Annotated in this window: 24 protein-coding genes; 14 read left to right on the forward strand and 10 right to left on the reverse strand. The window is 72.4% G+C overall.

The annotated features are described in order from the left end of the window. The 3 genes from ACRB68_RS25485 to ACRB68_RS25495 all read right to left on the reverse strand — a co-directional run bounded on the left by ACRB68_RS25485 (position 1) and on the right by ACRB68_RS25495 (position 2,698). On the reverse strand, positions 1-960 hold the full coding sequence (locus tag ACRB68_RS25485) for an LLM class F420-dependent oxidoreductase (protein ID WP_153536585.1): 960 nt from the start codon (positions 958-960) through the stop codon (positions 1-3). A 22-nt stretch (positions 961-982) separates the two neighbouring features. Then, positions 983-1,750, reverse strand: coding sequence for an SDR family oxidoreductase (locus ACRB68_RS25490; protein ID WP_153536587.1), 768 nt, complete (start codon positions 1,748-1,750; stop codon positions 983-985). Positions 1,751-1,816: 66 nt separating this feature from the next. Then, the gene (locus ACRB68_RS25495) at positions 1,817-2,698 is read right to left on the reverse strand and encodes a LysR family transcriptional regulator (protein ID WP_153536589.1); all 882 of its coding nucleotides are present in this window, start codon (positions 2,696-2,698) and stop codon (positions 1,817-1,819) included. A gap of 94 nt (positions 2,699-2,792) precedes the next feature. Between ACRB68_RS25495 and ACRB68_RS25500 the strand changes: the two genes are divergently transcribed. From ACRB68_RS25500 to ACRB68_RS25545, 10 genes are all read left to right on the forward strand, one after another. Then, complete coding sequence (locus ACRB68_RS25500) at positions 2,793-4,004, forward strand: MFS transporter (protein ID WP_153536591.1); 1,212 nt, start codon at positions 2,793-2,795, stop codon at positions 4,002-4,004. After that, positions 4,001-4,468: a Zn-ribbon domain-containing OB-fold protein gene (locus ACRB68_RS25505; protein WP_328594752.1), complete on the forward strand. Its 468-nt coding sequence runs from the start codon at positions 4,001-4,003 to the stop codon at positions 4,466-4,468. Before ACRB68_RS25500 ends, ACRB68_RS25505 begins: the two co-directional genes overlap by 4 nt. A gap of 25 nt (positions 4,469-4,493) precedes the next feature. Then, the gene (locus tag ACRB68_RS25510; protein ID WP_153537790.1) at positions 4,494-5,651 is read left to right on the forward strand and encodes a lipid-transfer protein; all 1,158 of its coding nucleotides are present in this window, start codon (positions 4,494-4,496) and stop codon (positions 5,649-5,651) included. Positions 5,652-5,777: 126 nt separating this feature from the next. Next, entirely contained in the window at positions 5,778-6,647 is an 870-nt protein-coding gene (locus ACRB68_RS25515; RefSeq protein ID WP_328594753.1) for an alpha/beta hydrolase family protein, read from the forward strand. Between the two features lie 171 nt (positions 6,648-6,818). Further along, positions 6,819-7,487, forward strand: coding sequence for a TetR/AcrR family transcriptional regulator (locus ACRB68_RS25520; protein ID WP_153536595.1), 669 nt, complete (start codon positions 6,819-6,821; stop codon positions 7,485-7,487). 561 nt (positions 7,488-8,048) lie between these two features. Continuing rightward, positions 8,049-8,726: a hypothetical protein gene (locus ACRB68_RS25525; protein WP_153536597.1), complete on the forward strand. Its 678-nt coding sequence runs from the start codon at positions 8,049-8,051 to the stop codon at positions 8,724-8,726. Positions 8,727-8,898: 172 nt separating this feature from the next. Continuing rightward, entirely contained in the window at positions 8,899-9,570 is a 672-nt protein-coding gene (locus tag ACRB68_RS25530) for a hypothetical protein (RefSeq protein ID WP_153536599.1), read from the forward strand. A gap of 73 nt (positions 9,571-9,643) precedes the next feature. Next, the gene (locus tag ACRB68_RS25535; RefSeq protein ID WP_153536601.1) at positions 9,644-10,420 is read left to right on the forward strand and encodes a hypothetical protein; all 777 of its coding nucleotides are present in this window, start codon (positions 9,644-9,646) and stop codon (positions 10,418-10,420) included. Between the two features lie 97 nt (positions 10,421-10,517). Then, positions 10,518-11,429, forward strand: a complete 912-nt coding sequence (locus tag ACRB68_RS25540; RefSeq protein WP_153536603.1) for a hypothetical protein — start codon at positions 10,518-10,520, stop codon at positions 11,427-11,429. Between the two features lie 109 nt (positions 11,430-11,538). Further along, positions 11,539-12,456, forward strand: a complete 918-nt coding sequence (locus ACRB68_RS25545; protein WP_153536605.1) for a hypothetical protein — start codon at positions 11,539-11,541, stop codon at positions 12,454-12,456. A gap of 66 nt (positions 12,457-12,522) precedes the next feature. Here the strand turns inward: ACRB68_RS25545 and ACRB68_RS25550 are convergent, their stop codons facing one another. Next, positions 12,523-12,894: a DoxX family protein gene (locus ACRB68_RS25550; RefSeq protein WP_153536607.1), complete on the reverse strand. Its 372-nt coding sequence runs from the start codon at positions 12,892-12,894 to the stop codon at positions 12,523-12,525. A gap of 160 nt (positions 12,895-13,054) precedes the next feature. Between ACRB68_RS25550 and ACRB68_RS25555 the strand changes: the two genes are divergently transcribed. From ACRB68_RS25555 to ACRB68_RS25565, 3 genes are read left to right on the forward strand one after another with little or no spacing between them, the layout of a single operon-like run. Beyond that, the gene (locus ACRB68_RS25555; RefSeq protein WP_328594754.1) at positions 13,055-13,834 is read left to right on the forward strand and encodes an ATP-binding cassette domain-containing protein; all 780 of its coding nucleotides are present in this window, start codon (positions 13,055-13,057) and stop codon (positions 13,832-13,834) included. Further along, positions 13,831-15,906: a YhgE/Pip family protein gene (locus ACRB68_RS25560; RefSeq protein ID WP_153536609.1), complete on the forward strand. Its 2,076-nt coding sequence runs from the start codon at positions 13,831-13,833 to the stop codon at positions 15,904-15,906. Before ACRB68_RS25555 ends, ACRB68_RS25560 begins: the two co-directional genes overlap by 4 nt. A gap of 11 nt (positions 15,907-15,917) precedes the next feature. Beyond that, the gene (locus ACRB68_RS25565) at positions 15,918-16,514 is read left to right on the forward strand and encodes a TetR/AcrR family transcriptional regulator (RefSeq protein WP_328594755.1); all 597 of its coding nucleotides are present in this window, start codon (positions 15,918-15,920) and stop codon (positions 16,512-16,514) included. Here the strand turns inward: ACRB68_RS25565 and ACRB68_RS25570 are convergent. The 6 genes from ACRB68_RS25570 to ACRB68_RS25595 form a co-directional block, all read right to left on the reverse strand. Then, positions 16,486-16,956, reverse strand: a complete 471-nt coding sequence (locus ACRB68_RS25570; RefSeq protein WP_207709820.1) for a MarR family winged helix-turn-helix transcriptional regulator — start codon at positions 16,954-16,956, stop codon at positions 16,486-16,488. The genes ACRB68_RS25565 and ACRB68_RS25570 overlap by 29 nt on opposite strands. Positions 16,957-17,126: 170 nt before the next feature. After that, positions 17,127-18,695: an acyl-CoA synthetase gene (locus tag ACRB68_RS25575; RefSeq protein ID WP_153536611.1), complete on the reverse strand. Its 1,569-nt coding sequence runs from the start codon at positions 18,693-18,695 to the stop codon at positions 17,127-17,129. Positions 18,696-18,705: 10 nt separating this feature from the next. After that, on the reverse strand, positions 18,706-19,863 hold the full coding sequence (locus ACRB68_RS25580; protein WP_153536613.1) for a thiolase domain-containing protein: 1,158 nt from the start codon (positions 19,861-19,863) through the stop codon (positions 18,706-18,708). A gap of 68 nt (positions 19,864-19,931) precedes the next feature. Next, entirely contained in the window at positions 19,932-20,969 is a 1,038-nt protein-coding gene (locus tag ACRB68_RS25585) for a thiolase domain-containing protein (RefSeq protein WP_328594756.1), read from the reverse strand. Further along, positions 20,966-21,895: a Zn-ribbon domain-containing OB-fold protein gene (locus tag ACRB68_RS25590; RefSeq protein WP_328594757.1), complete on the reverse strand. Its 930-nt coding sequence runs from the start codon at positions 21,893-21,895 to the stop codon at positions 20,966-20,968. The genes ACRB68_RS25585 and ACRB68_RS25590 overlap by 4 nt, the downstream gene beginning before the upstream one ends. Then, complete coding sequence (locus ACRB68_RS25595) at positions 21,885-23,450, reverse strand: acyl-CoA synthetase (protein ID WP_153536615.1); 1,566 nt, start codon at positions 23,448-23,450, stop codon at positions 21,885-21,887. Before ACRB68_RS25595 ends, ACRB68_RS25590 begins: the two co-directional genes overlap by 11 nt. Before the next feature lie 150 nt (positions 23,451-23,600). Between ACRB68_RS25595 and ACRB68_RS25600 the strand changes: the two genes are divergently transcribed. After that, positions 23,601-24,413, forward strand: a complete 813-nt coding sequence (locus ACRB68_RS25600; RefSeq protein ID WP_153536617.1) for a crotonase/enoyl-CoA hydratase family protein — start codon at positions 23,601-23,603, stop codon at positions 24,411-24,413. Position 24,414: the final 1 nt, after the last annotated feature.

The following is a 24,414-nucleotide window of genomic DNA, read 5'->3' on the forward strand; positions in this document are numbered from 1 at the left end:
TCAACCAGCGCTGGGCGAGAGGACCCTGACCGCCTCGGCGTGCGACAGGCCCCCGGAGGGGACGATCGCCAGCACCGGAGTGGTGAGCCCCTGGTCCACGTACTCGCGGATCCGGGCCCGGCAGGCGTCCGGGGAGCCGTGCACGATCAGGTCGTCGACGACCTCGTCGGGGATGACCTCCAGCGCCTTCTTGCGGTCGCCGGCGGCCCACGCCTCGTTCATCGGGCGCAGCGCCTCGCCGCGGCCGAGCCACTCGTGGAACGCCCGGTAGACCGGCACCGTCATGTAGGCGGCGATCATCCAGCGGCCGATCGCGCGCGCCTCCGCGGCGTCGGCGGTCGGGCAGACGAACAGCCGGGCGATCAGCTCGGGGTCGTCGCCGAGCTCGCCGCGCACGGTCGGCACGTCCTTCGGCGCCAGCCAGTTGGTGATGGCGCCGTCGGCCTCGCGGGCGGCCAGGCGCAGCATGCCGGGGCGCAGCGCGGCCAAGACGACCGGCGGCGGCGACGCGGGGGCCGTCTCCAGCTTGAAGCCCTTGACCGCGAAGGTGTCGTACTCCTCCTTGACCTTCTCCCCCGCGAGGGCGCGGCGCAGGAAGCGCAGCGTGTCGCGGGTGCGCTTGTACGGCTCGTCGAACGCCAGGCCGTTCCAGCGCTCCACGATCGTGTCGGAGGAGGTGCCGATGCCGAGCGTGAAGCGGCCGGGCGCCAGGTCGGCGAGCGTGGCGGCCTGCTGGGCCAGCAGCGCCGGGCCGCGCGTGTAGACCGGCACGATGGCGGTGCCGAGGCGCAGCTGCGGGGCCCACTGCGAGGCCAGGGCGAGCGGGGTGAAGGCGTCGGTGCCGTTGGTCTCGGCCGACCAGGCATCGGTGTAGCCGAGGCCCGGTAGGCTCTCGATGATCTCTCGGTGCTCGGCCAGCGGGAGGCCGGTGAGCGGAACGGTCAGTCCCCAGCGCGACATGGAGGTCTCTTCTCTCTCGGGCTCAGGCGATGGCGGGTCGGATGATCGAACCGCCGTCCACCACCATGGTCTGCCCCGTCATCCAGGACGATGCGTCCCCGGCGAGGAAGACCGCGGCGTTGGCGATGTCCTCGGGCTCGCCGAGGCGGCCGAGCGGCAGCACCTTGCTGATCGCGGCCTCGTTCTCCTCCCACAGCGCGCGCGCCAGGGCCGTCTTCACCAGGCCGGGCGCGATGCAGTTGACGCGCACCTTGGGCGCCAGCTCCAGCGCCAGCTGGCGGGAGATGTGGATGACGGCGGCCTTGGTGGCGTTGTAGTAGCCGATGCCGTGCTCGGTGACCAGGCCGCCGACCGAGGCGATGTTGACGATCGAGCCGCCGCGCTGCTGCAGCGAGGCGCGCCAGGCCAGCTGGGTCCACTGCACCACCGCGAACTGGTTGACCTGGACGGTCTTGTCGGCGGCGGCGGGGCTGATGTCGACCATCGGGCCGAAGTGGGGGCTGGTGCCGGCGTTGTTGACCAGCACGTCGATGCCGCCGAACTCGGCGACGGCGGCGTCCACGCACGCCGCGGCCTGGTCGGCGTCGCCGACGTGCGCGGCCTTCGGCAGGAAGCCGACCTCGGGGTAGGCGGCGCGCAGCTCCTCGGCGACGGCGTCGAGGGAGTCCTGCTTGCGCGAGGAGAGCACGACGTTGGCGCCCTCGGCGGCCAGGGCCGCCGCGATCGCCTTGCCGATCCCCCGGGACGCGCCCGTCACCAGAGCGGTCTTCCCCTGCAGTCCTGTCCGCATCGTTCAGCTCCTCGATAAAGCAGAATCCGGCTCGGTAGCACTGTACCGAAGTGACTGACGAGTCAGTTAGTTGGTGTCGGCGAGCACGAACCGGCGGAACTCCTCCGCCGCCGGGGGCCGGGTCCGCGCCGCCGCCCAGGTCAGGCCGATGGTGCGGACCGCGGCGGGCTCGGCCAGCGTCAGATGCCGTACCCCGTGCATCTCCTCTTCCCCCGGCGGCGGCGGCGCGACGACCGCCACGCCGAGCCCGGCGGCGACCAGGCCCCGCACCGTCGCGGTCTCCTCCCCCTCGAACGCGATCTCGGGGCGGATCCCGGCGGCGGCGAACAGCTCGTCGAAGATCCGGCGCAGCCCGGCGTCGCGGCGGAACGCCACGAACGGCTCGCCCGCGACGTCGGCGAGCCGGACCCGCCGCCGCCGCGCGAGCCGGTGGTCGGCGGCCACCACCAGCTGCAGCCGCTCGGTGACCAGCGGCGCCCACTCCAGCGCCGGGTCGTCGGGGCGGGGGCTGGTGATGCCGAGGTCGGCCCGGCCGTCGCGGACGGCCGCGCCGACCCGCCCGGCCCGGTCCTGCGCCAGCCGGAACCGCACGCCCGGCCGCTCGCGGCGGAACCGGCGGATCAGGTCGGGCACGAACGAGGGGCCCTGGGTGTGCAGGAACGCCAGCGACACCTCGCCGCGCGCGGGGTCGGCGGCCTGGGCGAGGGCGCGCCGCGCGGCCTGCTCCTCGGCGACCAGGCGGCGGGCGTGCTCGGCGAACAGCTCCCCGTACGGGCTGAGCCGCACGCCCCGGCCGACCCGGTCGAGCAGCGGCTGCCCGAGGTCGGCCTCCAGCCGGGCGATCGCCCGCGACAGGCCCGGCTGCGACACCCGCAGCTCGGCGGCGGCGCCCGTGACGTGGCCGAGCTCGGCGACCGTCAGGAACCAGCGCACCGCGGTCAGATCCATGCCCCATGCATACCGCGAATCATGCATATCGCGCATCGGTTACCGATGGAACCTTCATTGGACGCATCACTGCGCGCGGGCGACCCTGGACGCCATGACGATCTCACCCCCGGTGCCCGAGGTCGGCAGCCACCGCCTCGGCTCGCCCGGCCTGCGCCGCGTCAACCTGGCGCTGTTCGCCGCCGGGCTCACCACCTTCATGTCGCTGTACTGCACCCAGGCGCTGCTGCCGGAACTGTCGGGCGCGTTCGGGGTGGCGCCGGCCACCGCCAGCCTGCTGGTGTCGCTCGCCACCGGCGCGGTCGCGCTCGCGGTGGTCCCGGTCAGCACCTTGTCCGAGCGGTTCGGGCGGACCCGGGTGATGATCGTGTCGTCGGTGGCGTCCGCGCTGGTCGGGCTGGCGATCCCGCTGTGCACCACGTTCGCCGCGCTCGCCGCCGTGCGGGCGGTGCAGGGGTTCGCGCTCGCCGGGGTGCCGGCCGTCGCGATGGCCTACCTGGCCGAGGAGGTGCATCCCGGGTCGCTCGGCGGCGCGATGGGCCGCTACGTCGCCGGGACGGGCATCGGCGGCGTCCTCGGGCGGCTGGTGCCCGCGGTGGTGAGCGACGTCGCGGGGTGGCGCTGGGCGCTCGGCGTCACCGCGCTCGTGGCGCTGGGGTTCACGCTCGCGTTCTGGGCGCTGCTGCCGCCGTCGCGCCGCTTCCGGCCGGCCCGGGTGGACCACCGGCCGCTGCTGGCCCACCTCGCCGACCCGGGCCTGCGCCGCCTCTACCTGGTCGCGCTGGTGGCGATGGCGGGGTTCGTGACCGTCTTCAACTTCCTCACCTACCGGCTGCTGGAGGCGCCGTTCCACCTGCCGCAGTCGGTCGCCGGGCTGATCGCGGTGGTGAACCTGGCCGGCTCGGCCGCCTCGGCCCGCGCCGGGACGCTCACCGACCGGCTCGGCCGCCGCCCGGTGCTGCTCGGCGCCACCGGCCTGGCGATGGCCGGGGTGCTGCTCACCCTGCCGCCGTCGCTGCCGCTGGTCGCGCTCGGCCTGCTGGTGTTCACCTGCGGGTTCTTCGCCGCGCACGCGGTGGCCAGCGGCTGGGTCGGGCTGCGCGCCGGGCACGCCCGCGCGCAGGCGTCGGCGCTGTACCTGTTCGCCTACTACCTGGGCAGCAGCGTCGGCGGGACGGCGGGCGGCCTGGCCTACGAGCGGGCGCACTGGACCGGGACGGGCCTGTACGTGCTCGCGCTGTACGGGATCGCGGCCTGGGTCGCCCTTGATTTGAGCGGGCGCTTGGTTGGTAAGCTGCGCGGGTGAGTGCGACCAAGGAACGGCGGCCGGCGATCGACGGCTGGTTCACCACTGCGGATTCCAGCACGGGCGACGGGACGGTACGGCTGCTCGGCACCCGCTGCGCGTCCTGCGGCACCCCCTACTTCCCCCGCAACGAGCTGGCCTGCCGCAACCCCGGCTGCACCGGCCCGAAGGACGGCTCGGAGCTGGCCGAGTACGCGTTCTCGCCGCGCGGGCGCGTCTGGTCCTACGCCGACGCCCGCTACAAACCGCCCCCGCCGTACGTCTCCCCCGAACCGTTCCGCCCGTACACGATCGCGGCGGTCGAGCTGGCGGAGGAGCGGATCGTGGTGCTCGGCCAGGTCGTGCCCGGCATCGGCGTGGACGACCTGGCGGTCGGCATGGCGGTCGAGCTGACCGAGGGCGTCCTCTACGAGGACGACGAGGCCGAGTACACCGTGTGGATGTGGAGGCCCGTCAGTGAATAGGGACATCGCCGTCCTCGGGGCGGGCATGCATCCGTGGGGCAAGTGGGGGCGCAACTTCGTCGAGTACGGGCTGGCCGCGGCCCGGCAGGCGCTCGCCGACGCGGGTCTCGCCTGGGGCGACGTGCAGTACGTCGCGGGCGCCGACACCATCCGCAACGGCTATCCGGGGTTCATCGCGGGCGCCACGTTCGCCCAGGCGCTCGGCTGGTCGGGCGCGCGGGTCTCCAGCTGCTACGCCGCGTGCGCGTCGGGCGCGCAGGCCATCGACCATGCGCGCGCGCGGATCCTCGCCGGTTTGTGCGATGTGGCGCTCGTCGTCGGCGCGGACGCGGCACCGAAGGGGTTCTTCAAGCCGGTCGGCGGCGACCGGCCCGACGACCCCGACTGGCTGCGCTTCCGGCTGCTCGGCGCGACCAACCCGATCTACTTCGCGCTCGCCGCGCGGCGCCGGATGGCCGTGCACGGCGCGACCACCGATGACTTCGCCGCCGTCAAGGTCAAGAACGCCCGGCACGGCCTGGCCAACCCCAACGCCCGCTACCGCAAGGAGGTGACGGCCGAGGACGTGCGCGCGTCGGCCGTCGTCGCCGACCCGCTGCGGCTGCTGGACATCTGCGCCACCAGCGACGGCGGCGCGGCCCTGGTGCTGACGTCGATGGAGTTCGCGCGGGCGCACGGCATCGCCGACCCGGTGCGGATCGCGGCGCTGTCCACGGTGACGCCGACGTTCCCCAAGACGGTGCTGGACCTGCCCGACTTCGCGACGGACTCGGCCATGACCGTCGCGCCGCCCGAGCGGCCGTTCCGGTCCGCGATCGCGCACGCCGCCTACGAGGAGGCCGGGATCGGCCCCGGCGACCTGTCGCTGGCCGAGGTCTACGACCTGTCCACCGCGCTGGAGCTGGACTGGTACGAGGACATCGGCCTGTGCGAACCGGGCGGCGCCGAGGCGCTGCTGCGCTCGGGCGCCACCGCGATCGGCGGCCGGGTGCCGGTGAATCCGAGCGGCGGCCTCGCCTCGTTCGGCGAGGCGATCCCGGCCCAGGCCATCGCGCAGGTGTGCGAGCTGGCCTGGCAGCTGCGCGGGCGGGCCGAGGGGCGGCAGGTCGAGGGGGCGCGGACCGGCATCGCCGTCAACCAGGGGCTGTTCGGGCACGGATCGGCCGTCATCGCGGTCCGCTGACGCCCGCCGCCCGGCGGGCCATCGCATGCACGCAAAAAGCCGTCCGGGATTTGTCGCGGGGTCCGAAGCTTTAGTGGACCGGACATCGAATACTTCTCGCACTCACCCCTGCGAGAGGACCCCCAGGTGCCCAGAACGACCCTCAGGACGCTCGCCGCCGCCGTGCTCGCCGCCGGCGCCGTCGGCGTCCTGCCCACCGCCCCGGCGCACGCCGCCGGCTTCGAGCGCGGGCCCGCGCCGACCGAGGCGAGCGTCACCGCCGCCAAGGGCCCGTTCGCCATCGACCGGATCGAGGTGCCCGCGGGCAGCGGCACCGGCTTCAACAGCGGGACGATCTACTACCCGACCTCGACCGCCGAGGGCACGTTCGGCGCGGTCGCGATCAGCCCCGGCTTCGTCAGCCCCAAGTCCTGGATCGACTGGTACGGGCCGCGGCTGGCCTCCCAGGGCTTCGTCGTGATGACCCTGGAGACCTTCTCCTACTTCGACGCCCCCGACGGCCGGGCCGACCAACTGCTCGCCGCGCTGGACTACCTGACCGCCAAGAGCAAGGTCAAGGACCGGATCGACCCGAACCGGCTCGCCGCGATGGGGCACTCGATGGGCGGCGGCGGCGCGCTGTCGGCGGCGGTCAAGCGGCCCTCGCTGAAGGCCGTGGTGCCGCTGGCGCCCTGGTACGTCGGCGGCGGGCTGGAGCAGAGCACCGTCCCCACGATGATCTTCGGCGCGGACAACGACTTCATCGCCCCGGTCGCCAGCAACGCCAGGCCGTTCTACCAGAGCCTGACCAAGGTGCCGGAGAAGGCCTACCTGGAGCTGGAGAACGCCGGGCACGTCGGGTCCTTCAACTCCCCGAACACCACGATCGCCAAGTACGCGATCTCCTGGCTGAAGCGCTTCGTCGACGACGACACCCGCTACTCGCAGTTCCTCTGCCCGGCGCCCAAGTTCCCGAGCAGCACGATCCAGGAGTACCGCGACACCTGCCCGTCCTGATCCTCCGTCCGGTGAACTCCAGGCCCGGTCCCGCCGTTGTACAGGGCGGGACCGGGCCTTCGGGCATCACGGACTGGCCGCGAAGCGCACGTCCCCTCACCTGAAGGCCGCTGACCGGCCCGCCCGCGCGTGGGACGATCTGCACGAGGCCATACGCGTACGGGGGCGGTCATGGACGGACGGCACGGCACGGGCAACGGCGACCTGGGGCGGCTGCCGTCCGGGCGGCACCGGCTGTCACGCGACTTCGTCGCCGGCCACCAGGTGTCGCGCATTCTGGCGGCCGTCATCGAGGTGGCCGGCACAGCGGGCTACCAGGGATTGACCGTCGATTCCATCATCGCCGTCGCGGGCGTTTCCCGGGCCACTTTCTATGTGCATTTCAAGAACAAAGAGGACGCTTTCGGGCAGGCCTACGATCTGCTCATCAGCCAGCTGATGGAAAAGGTGCTGGCGGCCGTCCGGGATCTGCAGGACGCACCGGCGCGGCTGCGCGCCGGGCTCGGCGCGTTCCTGCAATTCCTGGCCGACGACCCGCAGGCGGCGCGCACCTGCATCGTGGAGGCGCTGGCCGCCGGGCCCGCCGCGGCGGGCGCCCGCGACGCCGCGCTGGCCGCGTTCGCACAGGTCATCGCCGACGATGTGCGGGAGCTGTACCCGCATTATCCCGACCCGGACCTGATGGGCGAATCGATCGTCGGCGGCATCCACCAGGTCGCCTACTCGCGCATCAGGCGCGGCGCGGCGGCGGAACTGCCCGGCCTTCTGCAGGGCCTGCTGAGCGCTTTCGCGGTACCCGATCCGCAGCGCTGGGGCCCGGGCGCGCCACCGCCCAAGTGACGTGAAGCCTTGGCGGGCAAGGCTTCCAGCGCCTCGCCCGTGGCGTGGCGGAACGACGGCACGCCACCGCGCGCCGGACGCCGTTCTCCCCGCTACCCAAAAAAGGGCGCCCCTTTATGAGCAGGCGGTCACCCCCTTCTGAGAGGGTGGTCACCCCCTGTCACGGGCGTCCGGCGGACGCGTTCGGCCAGTTGAAGCCCGAGACGCGAAAACGCCGCCCGAGCCGCTGGCCGGATCCGGACACCGGGGAACCTGTCCGGAATGACCACGCAGTCAGTGGCCACTGACGTGAGGTGGGACACACTCACGCTGCGGCGCCACCCCCGGCGACCACGCGGCGTGACCGGGATCACACGGGTTTCGTGCTCAGATTCGGACAACCTGGCGGACCGAAATTTGGTCACCAAAACTCAAGAACCGCCCTACCAGCGAGTAGCACCTGTTGATAAACGCTGACATTCATGGTTCTGTCCGGAGTGCCGCGGGACGCCATTCGCAAGGGCCCAGCGAACCGGTGAGACACCTCGGCGGAAATGTCTCCTCCACCCCGAAAGAGGCATCATGAAGAAGCTCGGCAGGCTCTCCCTCACCACCATCGGGACCACGGCGCTGATCGTGGCCACCGCCGGCGGCGCCATGGCCACCACCATCCGCAACCCGGTCAACCCCTACTCCGGTGCCATCCGGGCCAACAACATCGGCAACGTCACGCTGTCCGGCTCCGGCTCGCTCGGCCTGGTGACCAACACCTGCACCGCCAGCCAGCTCGACGCGACCGTCAACAGCAACGGCACCGGCGGGGTCCTCACCGGCGTGTCCATCACCGGCTGCACCAACAACCGAGGCGGCACGACCACCATCACCGCCCTGAACCTGCCCTACACCGGCGCACAGGTCGACTACGCCCCGGTGGCCGGCGGCCGCGACGGCAAGCTCACCATCTTCGCGCCGAACACCACGGTCAACGTGCAGGCGGTCATGTCGCTGCCGGCCTGGGGCATCTCGTCCCTGACCTGCAACTACAGCCTCACCAGCTCGACCCCGCTCACGATCGACCTGTTCAACTACAACAACGCCAACAAGCCCGTGCCGAGCAACACCCACGCGCAGGGCACGCTCACCGGCCAGTCGCTCCAGCGGACCACCGCCGACGTCCGCTGCCCGAGCAGCGCCGCGGCCACCGGCAAGTTCCAGATCCTGTCGCAGCCGGGCGGCGCCGACCTGGCCGTCACCTCCTGACCCTGACCCTCCACCCCTGACCGGCGGGCCGCCGCGCATGCGGCGGCCCGCCTCCCACTCCGACCCCGCGAAGGCGCTTCGACCTCCACCCCGGCGGAGCGCCTTCGCATCCGGACCAGCCCTGGAAACCGGTGCGGCCCGGCGTCGTCTTCACCCGAGGAAGGGACACGGCGTGAACAAGCCCGGCAGAATCACCACGGCCACCGTCGGCGCCGCCGCGCTGGTACTGGCCGCCGCCGGCCCCGCGCTGGCCACCACCATCCGCATCCAGGACCCCTACTCCGGCGCCGTCCGCGCGAACAACCTCGGCAACATCACGCTGGCCGGGAACAGCGCCTCTCCTGTGATCAGCACCTGCACCTCCGGCCAGCTCGACGCGACCGTCAACAGCAACGGCACCGGCGGGCAGTTCACGAGCGTGTCCATCACCGGCTGCACCAACAACCGGGGCGGCACGACCACCGTCACCGCCCTGAACCTGCCCTACAGCGGCATGCAGGTCGACTACGCCCCGGTGGTCGGCGGCCGCGACGGCAAGCTGACCGTCTTCGCGCCGAGCACCACGGTGGACCTCCGGCTGGTCATGTCGTTGCCCGCCTGGGGCATCCCCTCATTGACCTGCGACTACGGCCTCCTCGGCACGACGCCGATCACGATGGACCTGTTCAACCCCGCCAACCCCAACAAACCGGTGCCGAGCAACACCCACGCGCAGGGCAGGCTCACCGCCCAGTCCCTGCAGCGGATCGGGAGCAGCACCCTGTGCCCGCCCAGCACTGCGATCAGCGCCAGGTTCCAGCTCCTGGCGATGCCGAGCGGCAGCGATCTGATCCTCGATCCCTGACCCCCTCCCTCCCTGACAGCGGGCCGCCACGCCGTGCGGCGGCCCGGCCCCCTCCTACCCCCATGGAGCAGCCATGAGAAGAACCCTCGGTCGCCGGCTCTCGGCCGGCGCCGCCGCCCTGACCCTCGGCGGTACCGCGCTGAGCGTCGCCGCCGCCCCGGCGGCTCTGGCCGACAGCGTGCCCACCTTCAGCTTCGCCGACTGCCCGAAGCTGCCCGCAGGCGCCGACCCGGCGTTCTGGCAGTGCAACGTGGCGGTCACCACCAGCGGCACCATGAAGCTCGGCAAGCTGGACCAGGCGATCACCTCGCCCATCACGATCACCTACGCCAACGGCTTCGACCCGGTGACGGGTGTGGAGGGCGCGGTGTTCGGCAGCTTCAAGGCCGGCCGGATGCTGGTGAAGAAGGGCATCTTCGGCGACCCGTTCGTCACCGCCGTCTACGCCCAGCCCAAGTACGTGGGCGGCTTCGGGCTGGCCAACGGCAAGCTCCAGCTCAGCCTCAAGGTGAGCGTGCAGAACCCGATGCTCGGCTCCTACTGCACCATCGGCTCGAACACCCGGCCGATCAAGCTGGACCTCGGCATCGGCACGACCAGCCCGCCGCCCCCCAACACCCCGATCTCCGGCTCCCCGCCCGAGCAGGTGACGTTCGACCCGCCGGTGATGAAGGCGACCGTCGTCGACAACGCCTTCGCCGTGCCCGGCGCCGACAACTGCGGCCTGGACCTCGGCCTGATGAACGCCACGGTGAACCTGTACGCCGGGGTGCCCGCCGCGGCCGGCTACAACACCGCGATCTTCAACCAGTACATCTCGTACAAGACCTACGACCAGATGCCCAGCTGACACACGCATGCGTCCGGCGCCGAGGTGGCGCCGGCTGGTCCGCGCCGACCGCCCTGCCATCGCGGCCGGCGCGGACCGCCCAACCGATGGAGCACAGATGAGAGCACTCCCCAGGCGCCGCACGGCCGCGGCGCTCACCGGCGCCGCGCTGGCCGCCCTCGCGGTCGCCGGACCGGTCGGCACCGCCGCCGCGGACGAGGACCCGCTGCCCCCCGGCCTGGACACGACCGACTGCCCGACGCTGCCCGCGGGCGCCGACCCGGCGTTCTGGCAGTGCACCGCCGCGGTCATCTCCGGCGGCCGGCTCACGCTCGGCAAGATCGACCAGGTGCTCGACCAGCCGATCAAGCTCACCTACGCCAACGGGTTCGATCCCGTCACCGGTATCGAGGGCGTGACGGGAGGCACCCTGCGCAGCGCCCCCCTCCGCGTGCCCGGCGGCGTGCTCGGCATCCCCGGCACCGACTTCATCCCGCTGCTGCAGATCAGCGCGCAGCCGGAGCTGACCGCGCCGGTCGAGCTGGCCCCCTACCCCGAGCGGGGATCGCTGGTCCTGCGCATGCGGATCAAGGTCATCAACCCGCTGCTCGGCGACAAGTGCTACATCGGCAGCAAGGACGACCCGATCACCCTGCGGCTCGGCATCTCGGCGACCAACCCGCCGCCGCCGAACACCCCGATCGAGGGCGAGGCGCCGGAGATGGTGTCGTTCGACCCCCCGGTCCTCAAGGCCACCATGGTCGACAACGAGTTCGCCGTGCCCAAGTCCAACGGCTGCGGCCCCTTCGGCCTGCTCAACCCGATCGCCGACTTCCGCGCCGGCCTGCCCTCGGCCGCCGGCCACAACACCGCGATCTTCACCCAGTACGCCCTGGTGAAGACCTACACCGACATCCAGCAGACCTCGGCCAAGTACCGGCTGCAGGCCAAGTCCACCGCCACGAAGACCGCCAAGGCGAAGGCCAAGACCTGGCTCGCCACGCACGGCCCCTGGGCGGTCAAGCGCTGACCGGCGGCACCGCGCCATCGAAGGCGGCCCGCCACAGAGGCGGGCCGCCTTCCGGCTTCCATGGTCTCCGCCCTGGGATCGGCACAGATCCCCAACCGATGGAGCACAGATGAGAGCACTCCCCAGGCGCCGCACGGCCGCGGCGCTCACCGGCGCCGCGCTGGCCGCCCTCGCGGTCGCCGGACCGGTCGGCACCGCCGCCGCGGACGAGGACCCGCTGCCCCCCGGCCTGGACACGACCGACTGCCCGAAGGCGAGTGAACTGCCGCCCGACGCGATCCCCGCGTTCTGGACGTGCACCGCCGCCGTCATCTCCGGCGGCCGGCTCACGGTCGGCAAGATCGACCAGGCGATCGACCAGCCGATCAAGCTCACCTACACCACCGGCTTCAACCCCGAGACCGCCGAGGAGTCGCTCATCATGGGCCCGCTCCGCGCCGCGCCGATCCGGGTGGCCGGCGGTGTGCTCGGCATCCCCGGCACCGACTTCATCCCGCTGCTGCAGATCAGCGCGCAGCCCGAGCTGACCGCACCGATCCAGGTCGGCTCCGAGGCCCCCGGCGAACTCGCCATGATCATGCACATACGGATCAAGGCCATCAACCCGCTGCTCGGCGACACCTGCTACATCGGCAGCAAGGCCACCCCGATCACACTGAGGCTCCAGTTCAACCCGACCAACCCGCCGCCGCCCAACACCCCGATCGCCGGCTCCCCGCCCGAGGTGATCTCGTCCGAGCCGCCGGTGCTGAAGGCCACCGTCGTCGACAACGCCTTCGCCGTGCCGAAGTCGACCGGCTGCGGTCCTTTCGGCCTGCTCAACCCGATCGCCGACTTCCGCGCCGGCCTGCCCTCGGCCGCCGGCCACAACACCGCGATCTTCACCCAGTACGCCACCTACATGACCTACGACCAACTCGGGCAGACCTCGGCCAAGTACCGGCTGGCGGTCAAGTCCACCGCCAAGTCGCGGGCCGCCGCCAAGGCCCGTGCCGCCAAGCACGGCCTCTGGACGGCCAAGCGCTAGTACACCGTGCGACACAGGGAAGGGCGGTCCGCCGAGCCGGCGGGCCGCCCTCCTGCGTGTCCGGGCTCAGCGGGCGTCGCGGGCGACCTTGAGCGCGTAGGCGATCATCGGGGCCTGCAGCGGCAGCCGGCCGTAGGCGGCGGCGCGCAGCGGCAGCGCGCGCTTGCGCCAGTCGCGGGCCATCTTGATGTTGGCCGGGAAGACCGCGGCCATGAGCCCGGCGGTGGCGAGGGCGCCCTTGCCGCGGGTGGCCGGGACGGCGACGGCGGCGGCGCAGGCCAGTTCGGCGGCCCCGCTCAGGTAGGTCCAGGTGCGGGCACGGCCGGGCAGCCTGGCGGGGATGAGAGCGTCGAACGGGCGGGGTGCGAGGAAGTGCAGCGCGCCCATGGTGCCCATGGCGGCGGCCAGCCGGCGGGCCGAGCGGGACGAGTCGGTCATGCCGCCAGTCTGGCAGAGCAGACGCGGTGTCCAATAGCCGCGGTCTCCCTGGCGGGCGGCCCTGTGGGCGACGTCACCGCGCCGGGCGGCATGAGCGCGCCCGTGCGGGGTTATTTTTGTACTGACCGGTCAGTTCAAAGACGTCCGCCGGAGGAGCGCCGTGAGCACAGCCGAACCGGACGCGAACGAGACCGTCACCCGGACACCGGGGGCGGGTGGCACGACCGGGGGGATCGTGCCGCCCGCGCCCGGTCACGCTTCCCGGGCGCTGCCCGTCGAAACCACGGACCTGTCGCTGCGCGGCGCGCGCGGCTGGGTCTACCGCGACGTGGACCTCACCGTCCCGGCGGGCGGCCTCGCCGCCCTCAGCGGCATCGCCGGCTCGGGCCGGACCGCGCTGCTCCTCACCCTCGGCGGCCGGATGCGCCCGACCGAGGGCGTGGTGGAGGTCGGCGACCGCCGCGTCCCGCGCGACCTGCGCGCCGTCCAGCGCATGACCGGCCTCGGCCTGATCCCCGGCGTCACCGACCTCGACCCCGCACTGTCGGTGCGCGAGCACGTCAGCGAGGCGCTGGACCTGCACGAAGGCGTGTTCGGGCGGTGGCGGCACCGGTCCGCGCGGATCCGCCGGGCGCTGGAGCGCGTCGGCCTGGACCTCGACCCGAAGACGCTCGCCGAGGACCTGGCCCCTGACGAGGCGCAACTGCTCGGCGCCGCCCTCGCCCTGGTCGGCGAGCCCGGCGTGCTGCTGCTCGACGACGTCGACGAGGGCCTGCCGCTCGACCTGCAGCGCGACCTGTGGCGGCGGCTGCACGAGATCGCCGGGACGGGCGTGACGGTCGTCGCGACCTGCCACGACCCCGCGCCCGCCGAGGGTCTCGCCCAGATCGTCCGGGTGCCCGACCCCCGCACCGCCGTCCGTGAGAGGACCCCCCGATGAGACTCCCCGCGCTCGCCGCCGGCGGGCTGGAGCTGCGCCGTTTCCAGCGGCACCGGCTGACCAGGATCGCGCTCGCCGGGCTGGTGCTGCTGCCGCTGCTCTACGCCGGCCTCTACCTTTGGTCCTTCTGGGACCCCTATGCCCGGCTCAGCCACGTCCCGGTCGCGCTGGTGGTGGAGGATCAGCCCGCCAAGGCCGGCGGCAAGACCGTCGAGGCCGGCAAGGACCTGGCCGACGAGCTGAAGCGGCGCAAGATCTTCGACTGGCGCACCGTCGACGCCGCGACCGCCCGCGACGGCGTGCGCGAGGGCCGCTACTACATGGCGCTCACGATCCCGGCGGACTTCAGTGCCCGCATCGCCTCGGCATCCGGCGACGGCAGGCCCGCCCCCGCCGGGCTGCGGCTCCAGATGGACGACTCCAATAACTACGTCATCGGCACCCTCGCCCAGCAGGCGTTCAAGGAGATCAGCGCGGCGGCGGGCGGCAAGGCCGTGCGCGGCTACTTCGACCAGATCTTCATCTCCTTCGGGCAGCTGCACGGCGAGCTGGACAAGGCCGCCAAGGGCGCGGACAAGCTCGCCAGCGGCTCCGACCAGGCGCACGACGGCGCGGGCAAGCTGGCGGGCGGCCTGGACAAGGCGCACTCGGGCAGCGCGCAGCTGACCAGCGGCCTCGGCACGCTGCAGGAGAAGGCCGGGCTGCTCGCCGACGGCAGCAGGCAGCTGTCGTCGGGCGTCCAGCAGCTCACCACCGTCGTGGACCGCAGCGCTGACACCGTCGTGCCGCTGCTGCGCGAGCACGCGCCCGAGATCCGGCAGGCCGCGCTGCTCGTCGCGCGCGGCGCCGACGGCCTCGCCGACGGCGCAGGCACGCTGCCCGCGCAGACCCGCGAGGCGCTGCAGCGCGCCGAGGCCGCGCAGGCGCGGCTGAAGACCCAGCTCGCCCTGCACCCGGAGATCCCGGCGGAGGTGCGAGCCGACCTGAACCGGGCGGCGGCGCAGGTCGTGGCCGTCGCGCGGCAGGTGAACGCCTACATCCAGAGCCACACCGGCGAGCTGAAGAAGCTCGCCGCCGACGCGCGCGACGTCGAGCGGGCCGCCCGCAAGATCGCCAAGGACGCGCCGGGCCTCGCCGCCAAGATCGAGCAGGCGCGGGGCAAGGTCGACCAGCTGAACGCGGGCGCCAAGAAGATCTCCGGTGGAATGGCCCAGCTCACCGGCGGCACCGGCAAACTGCTGGACGGCTCGTCGCAGGTCACCGCCGGGCTCGGCAAGCTGTCCGACGGCGCCGTCACCCTGCAGACGGCGCTGCTGCAGATCAGCGACGGCAGCGGCAAGCTCGCCACCGGCCTGGACAACGGCGCCAAGAAGGTGCCCGACTACAGCAACGGCGAGCGCGCCGACCGGGCCGACATGATGAGCAGCCCCGTCCGGCTGGCCAGCGCCACCGCCAACAAGGCGCCCAACTACGGCACCGGCTTCGCGCCGTTCTTCGTGCCGCTCGCCCTCTGGGTCGGCGGGATGGTCATCTACATGATGCTGCGGCCGCTGAACCCGCGCGCGGTCGGCGCGAACGCGCCCGGCTGGCGGGTCGCGCTCGCCGGCTGGCTGCCCGCGCTCGCCGTCGGCGCCGGGCAGGTCCTGGTGGTGCTCGCGGTGCTGCACTTCGGGCTCGGGCTGGAGGCGCGGCACTGGCCCGGCCTCATCGCGTTCCTCATCCTGGCCAGCGCCGCCTACCTGGCGATCATCCAGTGGGTGAACGCGCGGTTCGGGCCGGTCGGCCGCATCCTGGCGCTGGCGCTGCTGATGCTGCAGCTCACCTCCGCCGCCGGCACCTACCCGATCGAGACCAGTCCCGGATTCTTCGGCGCGATCCGGCCGTTCCTCCCCATGTCGTGGGTGGTGGACGCGGTGCGGCGGCTCATCAGCGGCGGCGACCTGGCCCCGGTGTGGCAGGGTGGTGCGGTGCTGGCGGCGTTCCTGGCGGGCGGTCTCGCGCTCACCGCCCTCGCGGTCCGGCACAACCGGGTGTGGACGATGAAGCGGCTGCACCCCGTCCTGAAGCTCTGAGGAGTGCGCACGTGGGCCGCAGCGCCACCCGGGAACGGCTGTTCGCCGCGGCGATCGAGCTGATCGCCGAGCGCGGCTTCGCCGCCACCACCGTCGACCAGATCGCCGAGCGGGCCGGGGTCGCCAAGGGCACCGTCTACTACAACTTCGGCAGCAAGGCCGCGATGTTCGCGGCGCTGCTGGAGTACGGGGTGGACCGGTTCGCGGTCACCCTGCGCGAGGCGGCCGATGGGCTGGAGCCGCTGGCGGCGCTGGAGGCCGTCGTCGGCGCCGAGCTGGCGTTCATCGGCGCGCACGAGCCGTTCGCCCGGCTGCTGATCGCCGAGACCTGGCGCTCGGGCGGCGACTGGCAGCGCGCCGCCCGGCTCATCCGCGAGCGCGCCATCGCGGTGCTGGCGGACGTGCTGCGTGCCGCCGTGGACGCCGGGACGCTGCGCGCCGACCTGGACGTGGCCACCGCCGCCTCGGCGGTGTTCGGCATGGTCCTCACCGTCGCGCTCGACTGGCGGGCGCTGCAGCCCGACCGGCCGATGTCCGACGTGCACGCCACCCTGATGGACCTGCTGCGCGGCCGCCTCACTACGGAAGCCGGCGGACCTCCTCGATGACCCCCGGCATCCGCGCGTTGTTGTCGCGCAGCCAGTCCAGCAGGAAGCCGAGCCGCTCGTCGTCGTAGCCGCCGACGATCTCGGCGAAGCTGTGCCCGATCGGCTCGAAGTAGGCGCCGAACCGGGCCAGCGCCTCGGGCACCACCTCGATGATCACACGCCGCCGGTCGTCGGGGTCGGGGCTGCGCCGGACGTAGCCGGCCTTCTCCAGCCGGTCGATCACCGCGGTGATCGCGCCGCCGGTGGTGATCCCCATGAGCTGGGCGAGCCGGCCGGGCGTCTGCGGGCCGTCCAGCGACAGCGCGTTGATGCACTGCGCGTCGGTGACGTTCAGGCCCGCCTTGGCCGCGGTCGCGTGGTGCAGCAGCACGGTGAACATCGTGCTGCGCTGCAGGGCCGACCGCAGTTCCTCGACCATCTCCGCACGCTCGGGGCCCGGCACGTCGCCTCCTCGGATGTCTCTGAACAAGAGACACGCTAGCCGATCGGCGGCCGGGCCCGTCCCGATCACTCCGGCGGGACCGTAAGATGGTTTTTGTTAGGACCGCTAACAACGGACCTGCCGCGGCCCCACATCTCACGAGGATGCTGGGGCCTTTGCATACCCGGGATTCACGCCTCCTGTGCGATCTGCTTGGCCCAGCGGTAGTCGGCCTTGCCTGCGGGCGAGCGCTTCATCTCCGCCACGAACGCGTAGACGCGCGGCACCTTGTAGCCCGACAGCTCCTTGCGGCAGTGCGCGTCCAGGTCGGCCGGGGCCGGGTCCTGCCCCGCGACCGGCTGGACGACGGCGGCGACGCGGTTGCCCCACCGCTCGTCGGGGACGCCGGTGACGACCGCGTCGTACACCGCCGGATGGCCCTTCAGGACGGCCTCGACCTCCTCGGGGAAGACCTTCTCGCCGCCGGTGTTGATGGCCTGCGAGCCCCGCCCGAAGACGGCGATCGACCCGTCGGCCTCCACCGTGGCGATGTCGCCGGTGAGCAGCCAGCGGCGGCCGTCCACGACCGGGAAGGTGCGGGCGGTCTTGTCCGGGTCGTTGTAGTAGCCGTTCGCGATGTGGCCGCTGCGCGCCACCTGGCCGATGACGCCCGAGCCCGGCGGGACGGGGCGCAGCGCGTCGTCGAGGACGGTCACGCCGGTGACGTCCGGCGCGAACCGCAGCCCCTTCTCCGGCGACGAGCCCGAGACGGCCTCGGCGGTCGAGCCCGACTCGGTGGAGCCGAACCGGTCCAGCACCATCGTGTCCGGCAGCAGCTTCTGGATGCGCTCGCGGACCGAGCCGGTGAAGATCGCGCCGGTGGAGACGAAGGCGAACAGCGACGAGGTGTCGTAGCCGCCGCGCGCCAGCTCCTCGGCCATCGGGATCGCCATCGCGTCACCGGTGATGGTGAGCGAGTTGACCTTCTCGCGCTCGATGGTGCGCCACACCTCGGCGGCGTCGAAGCGGCGGGTGTAGACGACGGTCGCGCCCATCCACCACGCGATGAACGTGGCGACCTGGGCGGCGCCGTGCATGAGCGGCGCCACCGGCATCATGGTCAGCGGCCCGGCCGCGCGGGCCTGCTCCACCAGGTCCCCGGGCCGCTCGGGGCGCGGCATCGTGGGGTTCCAGAACGCGAAGATGATCTGCGCGGCCTCCCACATCACGCCCTTCGGCATGCCGGTCGTGCCGCCGGTGTAGATGATGTAGAGGTCCTGCGGGGAGCGGGCGGGGAAGCCGCGGGTCGCCGGCTGGTCGCGGAGGGCGTCCGCGTAGGCGACGGCGCCCTTCAGCGCGGGCTCGCCGCCGACCGCCACCAGGTGCCGCAGCTTCGGCGCCTCCGCGACGACGGCCGCGACGCGCTCCTCGAACTCCACGTCGTACACGAGCGCGACGCTGTCGGAGTCGTTGTAGAGGTAGCGCAGCTCGTTCTGCACGTACCGGTAGTTCACGTTGATCGGCACCGCGCGGATCTTCAGCGCGGCCAGCACCGTCGCGGCGTACTCCACGCCGTTGTAGAGCTGCACCGCCACGTGCTGCCCGGGCTCCACCCCGGCGGCGGCGAGGTGGTGGGCGAGGCGGTTGGCGTGCGCGTCCAGTTCGGCGTAGGTGAGCCGGACGTCCCCGCACACCAGGGCGAGGCGGTCCCCGATCGCGTCCGCGATGCCCTCGAACAGGTCGGCGTGGTGGAACTCCATCGCAGGCTCCCTAGGGTTTGTCGCTGCCGACGATCCACATGGCGAAGAACTGGGCGCCGCCTCCGTAGGCGTGCCCGAGGGCGCGGCGCGCGCCGTCCACCTGGTGCTCCCCGGCCATGCCGCGGACCTGCAGCGCCGCCTCGGCGAAGCGGATCATCCCCGAGGCGCCGATCGGGTTGGACGACAGCACGCCGCCCGAGGCGTTCCAGGGGATGTCGCCGTCCAGCGCGGTCGCGCCCGCCTCGGTGAGCTTCCAGCCCTCGCCCTCGCCGCAGAACCCCAGGTTCTCCAGCCACATCGGCTCGTACCAGGAGAAGGGGACGTACACCTCGGCGCAGTCCAGCTCGCGGCGCGGGTCGGCGATGCCGGCCTGCCGGTACACCTCGGCCGCGGCGTCCTTGCCGCCCTGCGGGTTCACGGTGTCGCGGCCCGCGAAGAAGATCGGCTCGGAGCGCATCGCGGTGCCGTGCACCCAGGCGGGCTTGTTCGGCGCCTGCTTGGCGGCCTTCTCCGACGCCAGCACCATCGCGCACGCGCCGTCCGAGGACGGGCAGGTCTCCAGGTAGCGGATCGGCTCCCAGAGCATCGGCGTGGACTCGACCATCTCGCGCGAGATGCCGGGGATCCTCAGGTGCGCGTAGGGGTTCTTCAGCGCGTTCTGCCGGTCCTTGACCGCGACCAGTGTGCCGATGTGGCCCGGGGCGCCCGACCTGCGCATGTACGCGCGGATGTGCGGCGCGAAGTAGCCGCCCGCGCCGACGACCAGCGACGTGGAGAACGGCGTGTTCACCGTCAGCGCCCACGTGGCGTTCGACTCCGACTGCTTCTCCCACGCGACCGTGAGGACCCGCTCGTGCACGCCGCTCTGCACCAGGCCCGCCGCCACGATCGCGGTCGACCCGCCGACCGACCCGGCGGTGTGCACCCGCATGATCGGCTTGCCGGTCGCGCCGAGCGCGTCGGCCAGGTACGCCTCGGGCATCATCACGCCCTCGAACAGGTCGGGCGCCTTGCCGATGACGACGGCGTCGATGTCGGCCCAGGTCAGCCCGGCGTCCTGCAGCGCCTTGACGGCGGCCTCGCGGAGCAGGCCGGCCATGGAGACGTCGAGCCGTTTGGTCTTGTAGACCGTTTGCCCCACGCCGATGATCGCGCACGGGTTACCCATGGTGACGCTCCAGGTTCATGCGACCGTTTGCCCCCGAGCCCATTGGGTTGGCGATGATCGCGCACGGATTACCCATTGCTCTCTCCCGAGAGGACGCAGACGAGGTTCTGCTGCAGGCACGGACCGGACGCGGCGTGGCCGAGCACCCGCGCCGCCGAGCCGTCGTGGACGCGGGCGGCGGCCTCGCCGATGCGGATCAGGCCCGTCGCCATCACCGGGTCGGCGGCGAGCGGCCCGCCGGAGGGGTTCACCAGCACGCCGTCGCCGAGCCCGAGCGCCTCGCGCAGGATCAGCTCCTCGTGGCTGTAGCGGGCGTGCAGCTCGGCGACCTCGATGCCCTGCGCGCCGCTCTTCGCACCGGCGATCCGCGCGGCCTCGGAGCGGGACAGGTCGCGGACGCCGGGCGAGTGCGCCTCGCTGCGGTGGTCGATCCCGGTGATCCACGCGGGGCGTTCGCACAGCTCACGGGCTTTGTCGCCGGCCGCCAGGACGATCGCGGCGGCGCCGTCGGTGACGGGCGCGACGTCGTGCGGGCGCAGCGGCGCGACGCCGTAGCCGTCGTCGCCGGGGTCGGGCAGGTCGAGCGCGAACGGGTTGGCGCGGCCCGCCTCGCGCGACCGGGCGACGACCGCGCGCAGGTCGTCCTCCTTGGCGCCCGACCGCTCCAGGTACGCGCGGGCCTGCAGCGCGGCGAGCGAGTCGCCGTCCACCCCGAGCGGCGCCAGGTAGTAGGGATCGAGCTGCCGGGTGGCGATCGCGGGCAGGTCGCCCTGCGAGGTCTTGCCGAAGCCGTAGACCAGCGCGGTGTCGACCTCGCCGTGCTGCAGCTTCACCCACGCCTCGTACAGCGCCCAGGCCGCGTCCATCTCGACGTGGCTCTCCGAGATCGGCGGCCAGGCGCCGACCGCGTCCAGCGCCGACACGAACGCGAACGGCGCGCCGGCGAGGTAGTCGTTGGAGCCCGAGCAGGTGAAGCCGAACCGCTTCTGGCCGGTCCGCTCCTTGATCTCGGTGATGACGGGGGCGAGCAGCTCGGTCTCCGACAGGCCCTGGTCTTCGCCGGTGTGCCGCGTCTGCACGAACGCGACGACCGCTATAGGTCTCACAGGTAGTCCTTGATCGCGTCGAAGGGGACATCGGGCTCGTCGATGGGCTCGAACCAGCGGATGTTGGCCATGGTGCGGCCCCACTCCTCGCGCGGTTTCCACGCCGCCTTGACGCGCATGCCCATCCGCACCTGGTCGGCGGGGATGCCCGCGACGAGGGAGAGCATCGTCAGGCCCGCGCCGTCCAGGAGGATGTAGGCCGACACGAACGGCACCTCGGGGGCGCGCGGGTCGGGCAGGTTGTTCACCGCGAACGTGGTGACGGTGCCGGTGTGCGGGAGCTCGACCTCCTCGGTCGTCGGGACGCCGTCGCGCGGGCAGAGGCCCTTCATCGGGACGATGACCTGCTCGCACACGTCGCAGCGGTGGCCGAGGATCCTGCCCTCGGAGATGCCCTCCAGGAACCGGTCCAGCGCCCGGCCGCCCTTCAGGCGGTACTCCAGCCGGCCCGGCGCGTTGATCATCGTGACCTCGGGCTGGAAGCAGGCGATGTCGCCGATCGCGCCCGTCCGGTCGGCGCGCCACTTCGGGCGGACCCGCATGCCGGTCTTCAGGAAGCGCGGCGGCGCGGCGCCCTCCTCGAAGACGCCGAGGTCCAGGGCGTGCAGCAGGGCGGTGTCGGCGCCGTCCGGGCGGATCAGCGCCCACGCGAACGGGCGGTCCAGGGGGTGCTCGCGGCGCGGCCGGGCCACCCACGACCACGTCGTCACCGTGCCGGCCGGGCCGACCGGGACGAACTCCTCGGTGACGGCGTCGCCGGTGTCGGGGTCGTACTCCAGCGGCGGGAACAGGACCTTGCCGGCGCGGGTGCGGACGCCGACCAGGTTGGCGTCGCGCAGTTCGCTGAGGAAGCGGCCGATGACCGGGCCGACCGAGCGGGTGTAACCGCCGGGGAACTCCAGGACGTGGTTGGGATCAGATGGCACTGTCGCGGTCCTTCCAGTAGGGATCGCGCAGCTTGCGTTTGAGGAGCTTGCCGTTCGGCTCGCGCGGCATGGTCTCGATGAAGTCGATCGTCTTCGGCCACTTCATCCGGGCGAGCCGGCCCTCCAGCGACGCCAGGATCTCCGCGGCCAGCTCCGGGCCGGGCGGCACGCCCTCGGCGGGCTCGACGACGGCCTTGATCTGCTCGCCCCACTCCTCGTCGGGGATGCCGAACACGGCCACGTCGGCGACCTTGGGGTGCAGGGTGATCTCGTTCTCGATCTCGGCGGGGTAGATGTTCGCGCCGCCCGAGATGATCATGTCGGCCTTGCGGTCGGACAGGAACAGGAAGCCGTCGCCGGTCAGGTAGCCGATGTCGCCGACGGTGAAGTAGCCCTTCAGCCGGTTCTTGTCGGTCTTGTCGCGGTCGCCCTTGTACTCGAACTCGCTGCCGGCCATCTTCATGTAGATCGTGCCGGGGGCGCCCGCGGGGACCTCGTCGCCGTCGTCGTCGACGATCAGCAGCTCGCTGATCGGCCACGCCTTGCCGACCGTGCCGGGATGGGCGCGCCACTCCTGCGGGCTCGCGATCGTCCCGCCGCCCTCGGTGGCCGCGTAGTACTCCCAGATGCAGTCGCCCCACCAGTCGAGCATCCGCTGCTTGATCGGCACCGGGCAGGGCGCGGCGGCGTGGATGGCCCACTTCATCGAGCCGACGTCGTAGCGCTTCTTGACGTCGTCGGGCAGGCCGAGCAGCCGCTTGAAGTGCGTCGGCACCATGTGCGTGTTGGTGATCTTGTGGTCCTGGATCAGCCGCAGCGTCTCCTCGGCGTCCCACCGGTCGACGTAGACCAGCGTGTGGCCCATCTGCAGCGCGGTGCCGCCGAACTGGGTGACCGCCGTGTGGTAGTTCGGCGAGGTGATCAGGTGCGCCTGCGGCTCGCGCCCGGCGGGGCGTCCCGGCTGGATGCCGAACATGGAGAGCAGGAACGTCATCAGCTCGGCGCTGTCGTCGGGGTCGATCCCGGCCAATCGGCGCTTGACGCCCTTCGGCCGCCCGGTGGTGCCGGAGGTGTAGTGCATGGTGGCGCCGTTGCTGCGGTCGTCCGGCAGCGCGTCGGACCGGCCGTCGACCAGCTCGCCGTAGGGGCGGAAGCCCGGCACCTCGCCGAAGCCGAACCGGCGGTGCGCCTCGATGCCGCTCTCCTCGGCCGCCCGCGCGCCCTCGGCGGCGTACCGCTCGTGCACGAAGAACGCCTTGGCCTCGCTGTCGGCCACGATGTAGCCGATCTCCGGACCCGTCAGATGCCAGTTGATCGGCGTGTAGTACCAGCCGGCCTGCAGCGCGGCCAGGTACAGCACCAGGCCCTCGACGCCGTTCGGGACGAGCCCGCAGACGCCGTCGCCCTTCTCCAGGCCGAGTGCGCGCAGCCCGTGCACGAGCCGGTTCGCGCGGGCGAGCAGATCGCCGGCGGCGTACTCGGTCCCGTCCGGGTCGACGGCGGCCACCCACTCGGGGTCGGCCTGCGCCAGCCGCCAAAAGCCCAAGGAGCCCATCGGACCTCCCTCATGATCGGCAGGTGAGCACCGTCACACGGCGATGCCCGGCGGTGAAAGTAGATCACGTTCTCGTTTTCTCCGGCAAGCCCTGTTGGCCAGGCCCGGCCTTGACTAGAATCCGTTCCTGTTTCTACGACTGGAGGAACCATGGCGGAACGGCTGCCGATCAGCACCGAGCACTGCACCGTCGAGCGGGACGGCCACGTGGTGATCGTGACGATGAACCGTCCCGCCGCCCGCAACGCGCTCAGCTCGGCGATGCTCGTCGGCCTCGCCGACGCCTGGGCCTACATGTCCGACACCCCCGAGGTGCGGGTCGGCATCCTCACCGGCGCGGACGGCCAGTTCTGCGCGGGCGCCGACCTGAAGGCGATGGGCACGCCGCCGTCCGACCCGGCCGTCCAGGAGCGGATGAGGCACATCCCGAACTTCCACTGGAAGGGGCTGCTGCGCGAGGGCCGGCCGACCAAGCCCCTCATCGCCGCGATCGAGGGGTACGCCGTGGCCGGCGGGACCGAACTGCTCGTCGGCACCGACCTGCGCGTCGTCGCCGAGGACGCCACCCTCGGCCTGTACGAGGCGAAGCGCGGCCTGTTCCCGATGGGCGGCTGCGCGATCCGGCTGCCCCGCCAGATCGGCTACGCGGCGGCGATGGACATCCTGCTGACGGCCCGCTCGGTCACCCCGGCCGAGGCACTGGACATGGGCCTGATCAACAAGATCGTCCCGCCCGGCCAGGCCCTCGCCGCCGCCCGCGGGCTGGCCGACCAGATCGCCGCCTGCGGTCCCCTGGCCGTCCAGGCCATCCTGCGCACCTACCGCGAGACCGAGCACCTCGCCGAAGAAGAGGCCCTCAAGATCTCCGACGAGATCGGCTGGCCGGTGATCGGCTCGGCCGACGCCAAGGAGGGCTCCCGCGCCTTCAAGGAGAAGCGCCCGCCCAACTTCGAGGGCCGCTGAC

Source organism: Actinomadura macrotermitis, assembly GCF_009604375.1.
GTDB lineage: Bacteria > Actinomycetota > Actinomycetes > Streptosporangiales > Streptosporangiaceae > Spirillospora > Spirillospora macrotermitis.

Excerpts from the sequence above, each read along its gene's own strand:
- ACRB68_RS25485 (WP_153536585.1), bottom strand. The coding sequence starts at position 960 with ATGTCGCGCTGGGGACTGACCGTTCCGCTCACCGGCCTCCCGCTGGCC.
- ACRB68_RS25490 (WP_153536587.1), bottom strand. The coding sequence starts at position 1,750 with ATGCGGACAGGACTGCAGGGGAAGACCGCTCTGGTGACGGGCGCGTCC.
- ACRB68_RS25495 (WP_153536589.1), bottom strand. The coding sequence starts at position 2,698 with ATGGATCTGACCGCGGTGCGCTGGTTCCTGACGGTCGCCGAGCTCGGC.
- ACRB68_RS25500 (WP_153536591.1), top strand. The coding sequence starts at position 2,793 with ATGACGATCTCACCCCCGGTGCCCGAGGTCGGCAGCCACCGCCTCGGC.
- ACRB68_RS25510 (WP_153537790.1), top strand. The coding sequence starts at position 4,494 with ATGCATCCGTGGGGCAAGTGGGGGCGCAACTTCGTCGAGTACGGGCTG.
- ACRB68_RS25520 (WP_153536595.1), top strand. The coding sequence starts at position 6,819 with ATGGACGGACGGCACGGCACGGGCAACGGCGACCTGGGGCGGCTGCCG.
- ACRB68_RS25525 (WP_153536597.1), top strand. The coding sequence starts at position 8,049 with ATGAAGAAGCTCGGCAGGCTCTCCCTCACCACCATCGGGACCACGGCG.
- ACRB68_RS25535 (WP_153536601.1), top strand. The coding sequence starts at position 9,644 with ATGAGAAGAACCCTCGGTCGCCGGCTCTCGGCCGGCGCCGCCGCCCTG.
- ACRB68_RS25540 (WP_153536603.1), top strand. The coding sequence starts at position 10,518 with ATGAGAGCACTCCCCAGGCGCCGCACGGCCGCGGCGCTCACCGGCGCC.
- ACRB68_RS25545 (WP_153536605.1), top strand. The coding sequence starts at position 11,539 with ATGAGAGCACTCCCCAGGCGCCGCACGGCCGCGGCGCTCACCGGCGCC.
- ACRB68_RS25550 (WP_153536607.1), bottom strand. The coding sequence starts at position 12,894 with ATGACCGACTCGTCCCGCTCGGCCCGCCGGCTGGCCGCCGCCATGGGC.
- ACRB68_RS25560 (WP_153536609.1), top strand. The coding sequence starts at position 13,831 with ATGAGACTCCCCGCGCTCGCCGCCGGCGGGCTGGAGCTGCGCCGTTTC.
- ACRB68_RS25575 (WP_153536611.1), bottom strand. The coding sequence starts at position 18,695 with ATGGAGTTCCACCACGCCGACCTGTTCGAGGGCATCGCGGACGCGATC.
- ACRB68_RS25580 (WP_153536613.1), bottom strand. The coding sequence starts at position 19,863 with ATGGGTAACCCGTGCGCGATCATCGGCGTGGGGCAAACGGTCTACAAG.
- ACRB68_RS25595 (WP_153536615.1), bottom strand. The coding sequence starts at position 23,450 with ATGGGCTCCTTGGGCTTTTGGCGGCTGGCGCAGGCCGACCCCGAGTGG.
- ACRB68_RS25600 (WP_153536617.1), top strand. The coding sequence starts at position 23,601 with ATGGCGGAACGGCTGCCGATCAGCACCGAGCACTGCACCGTCGAGCGG.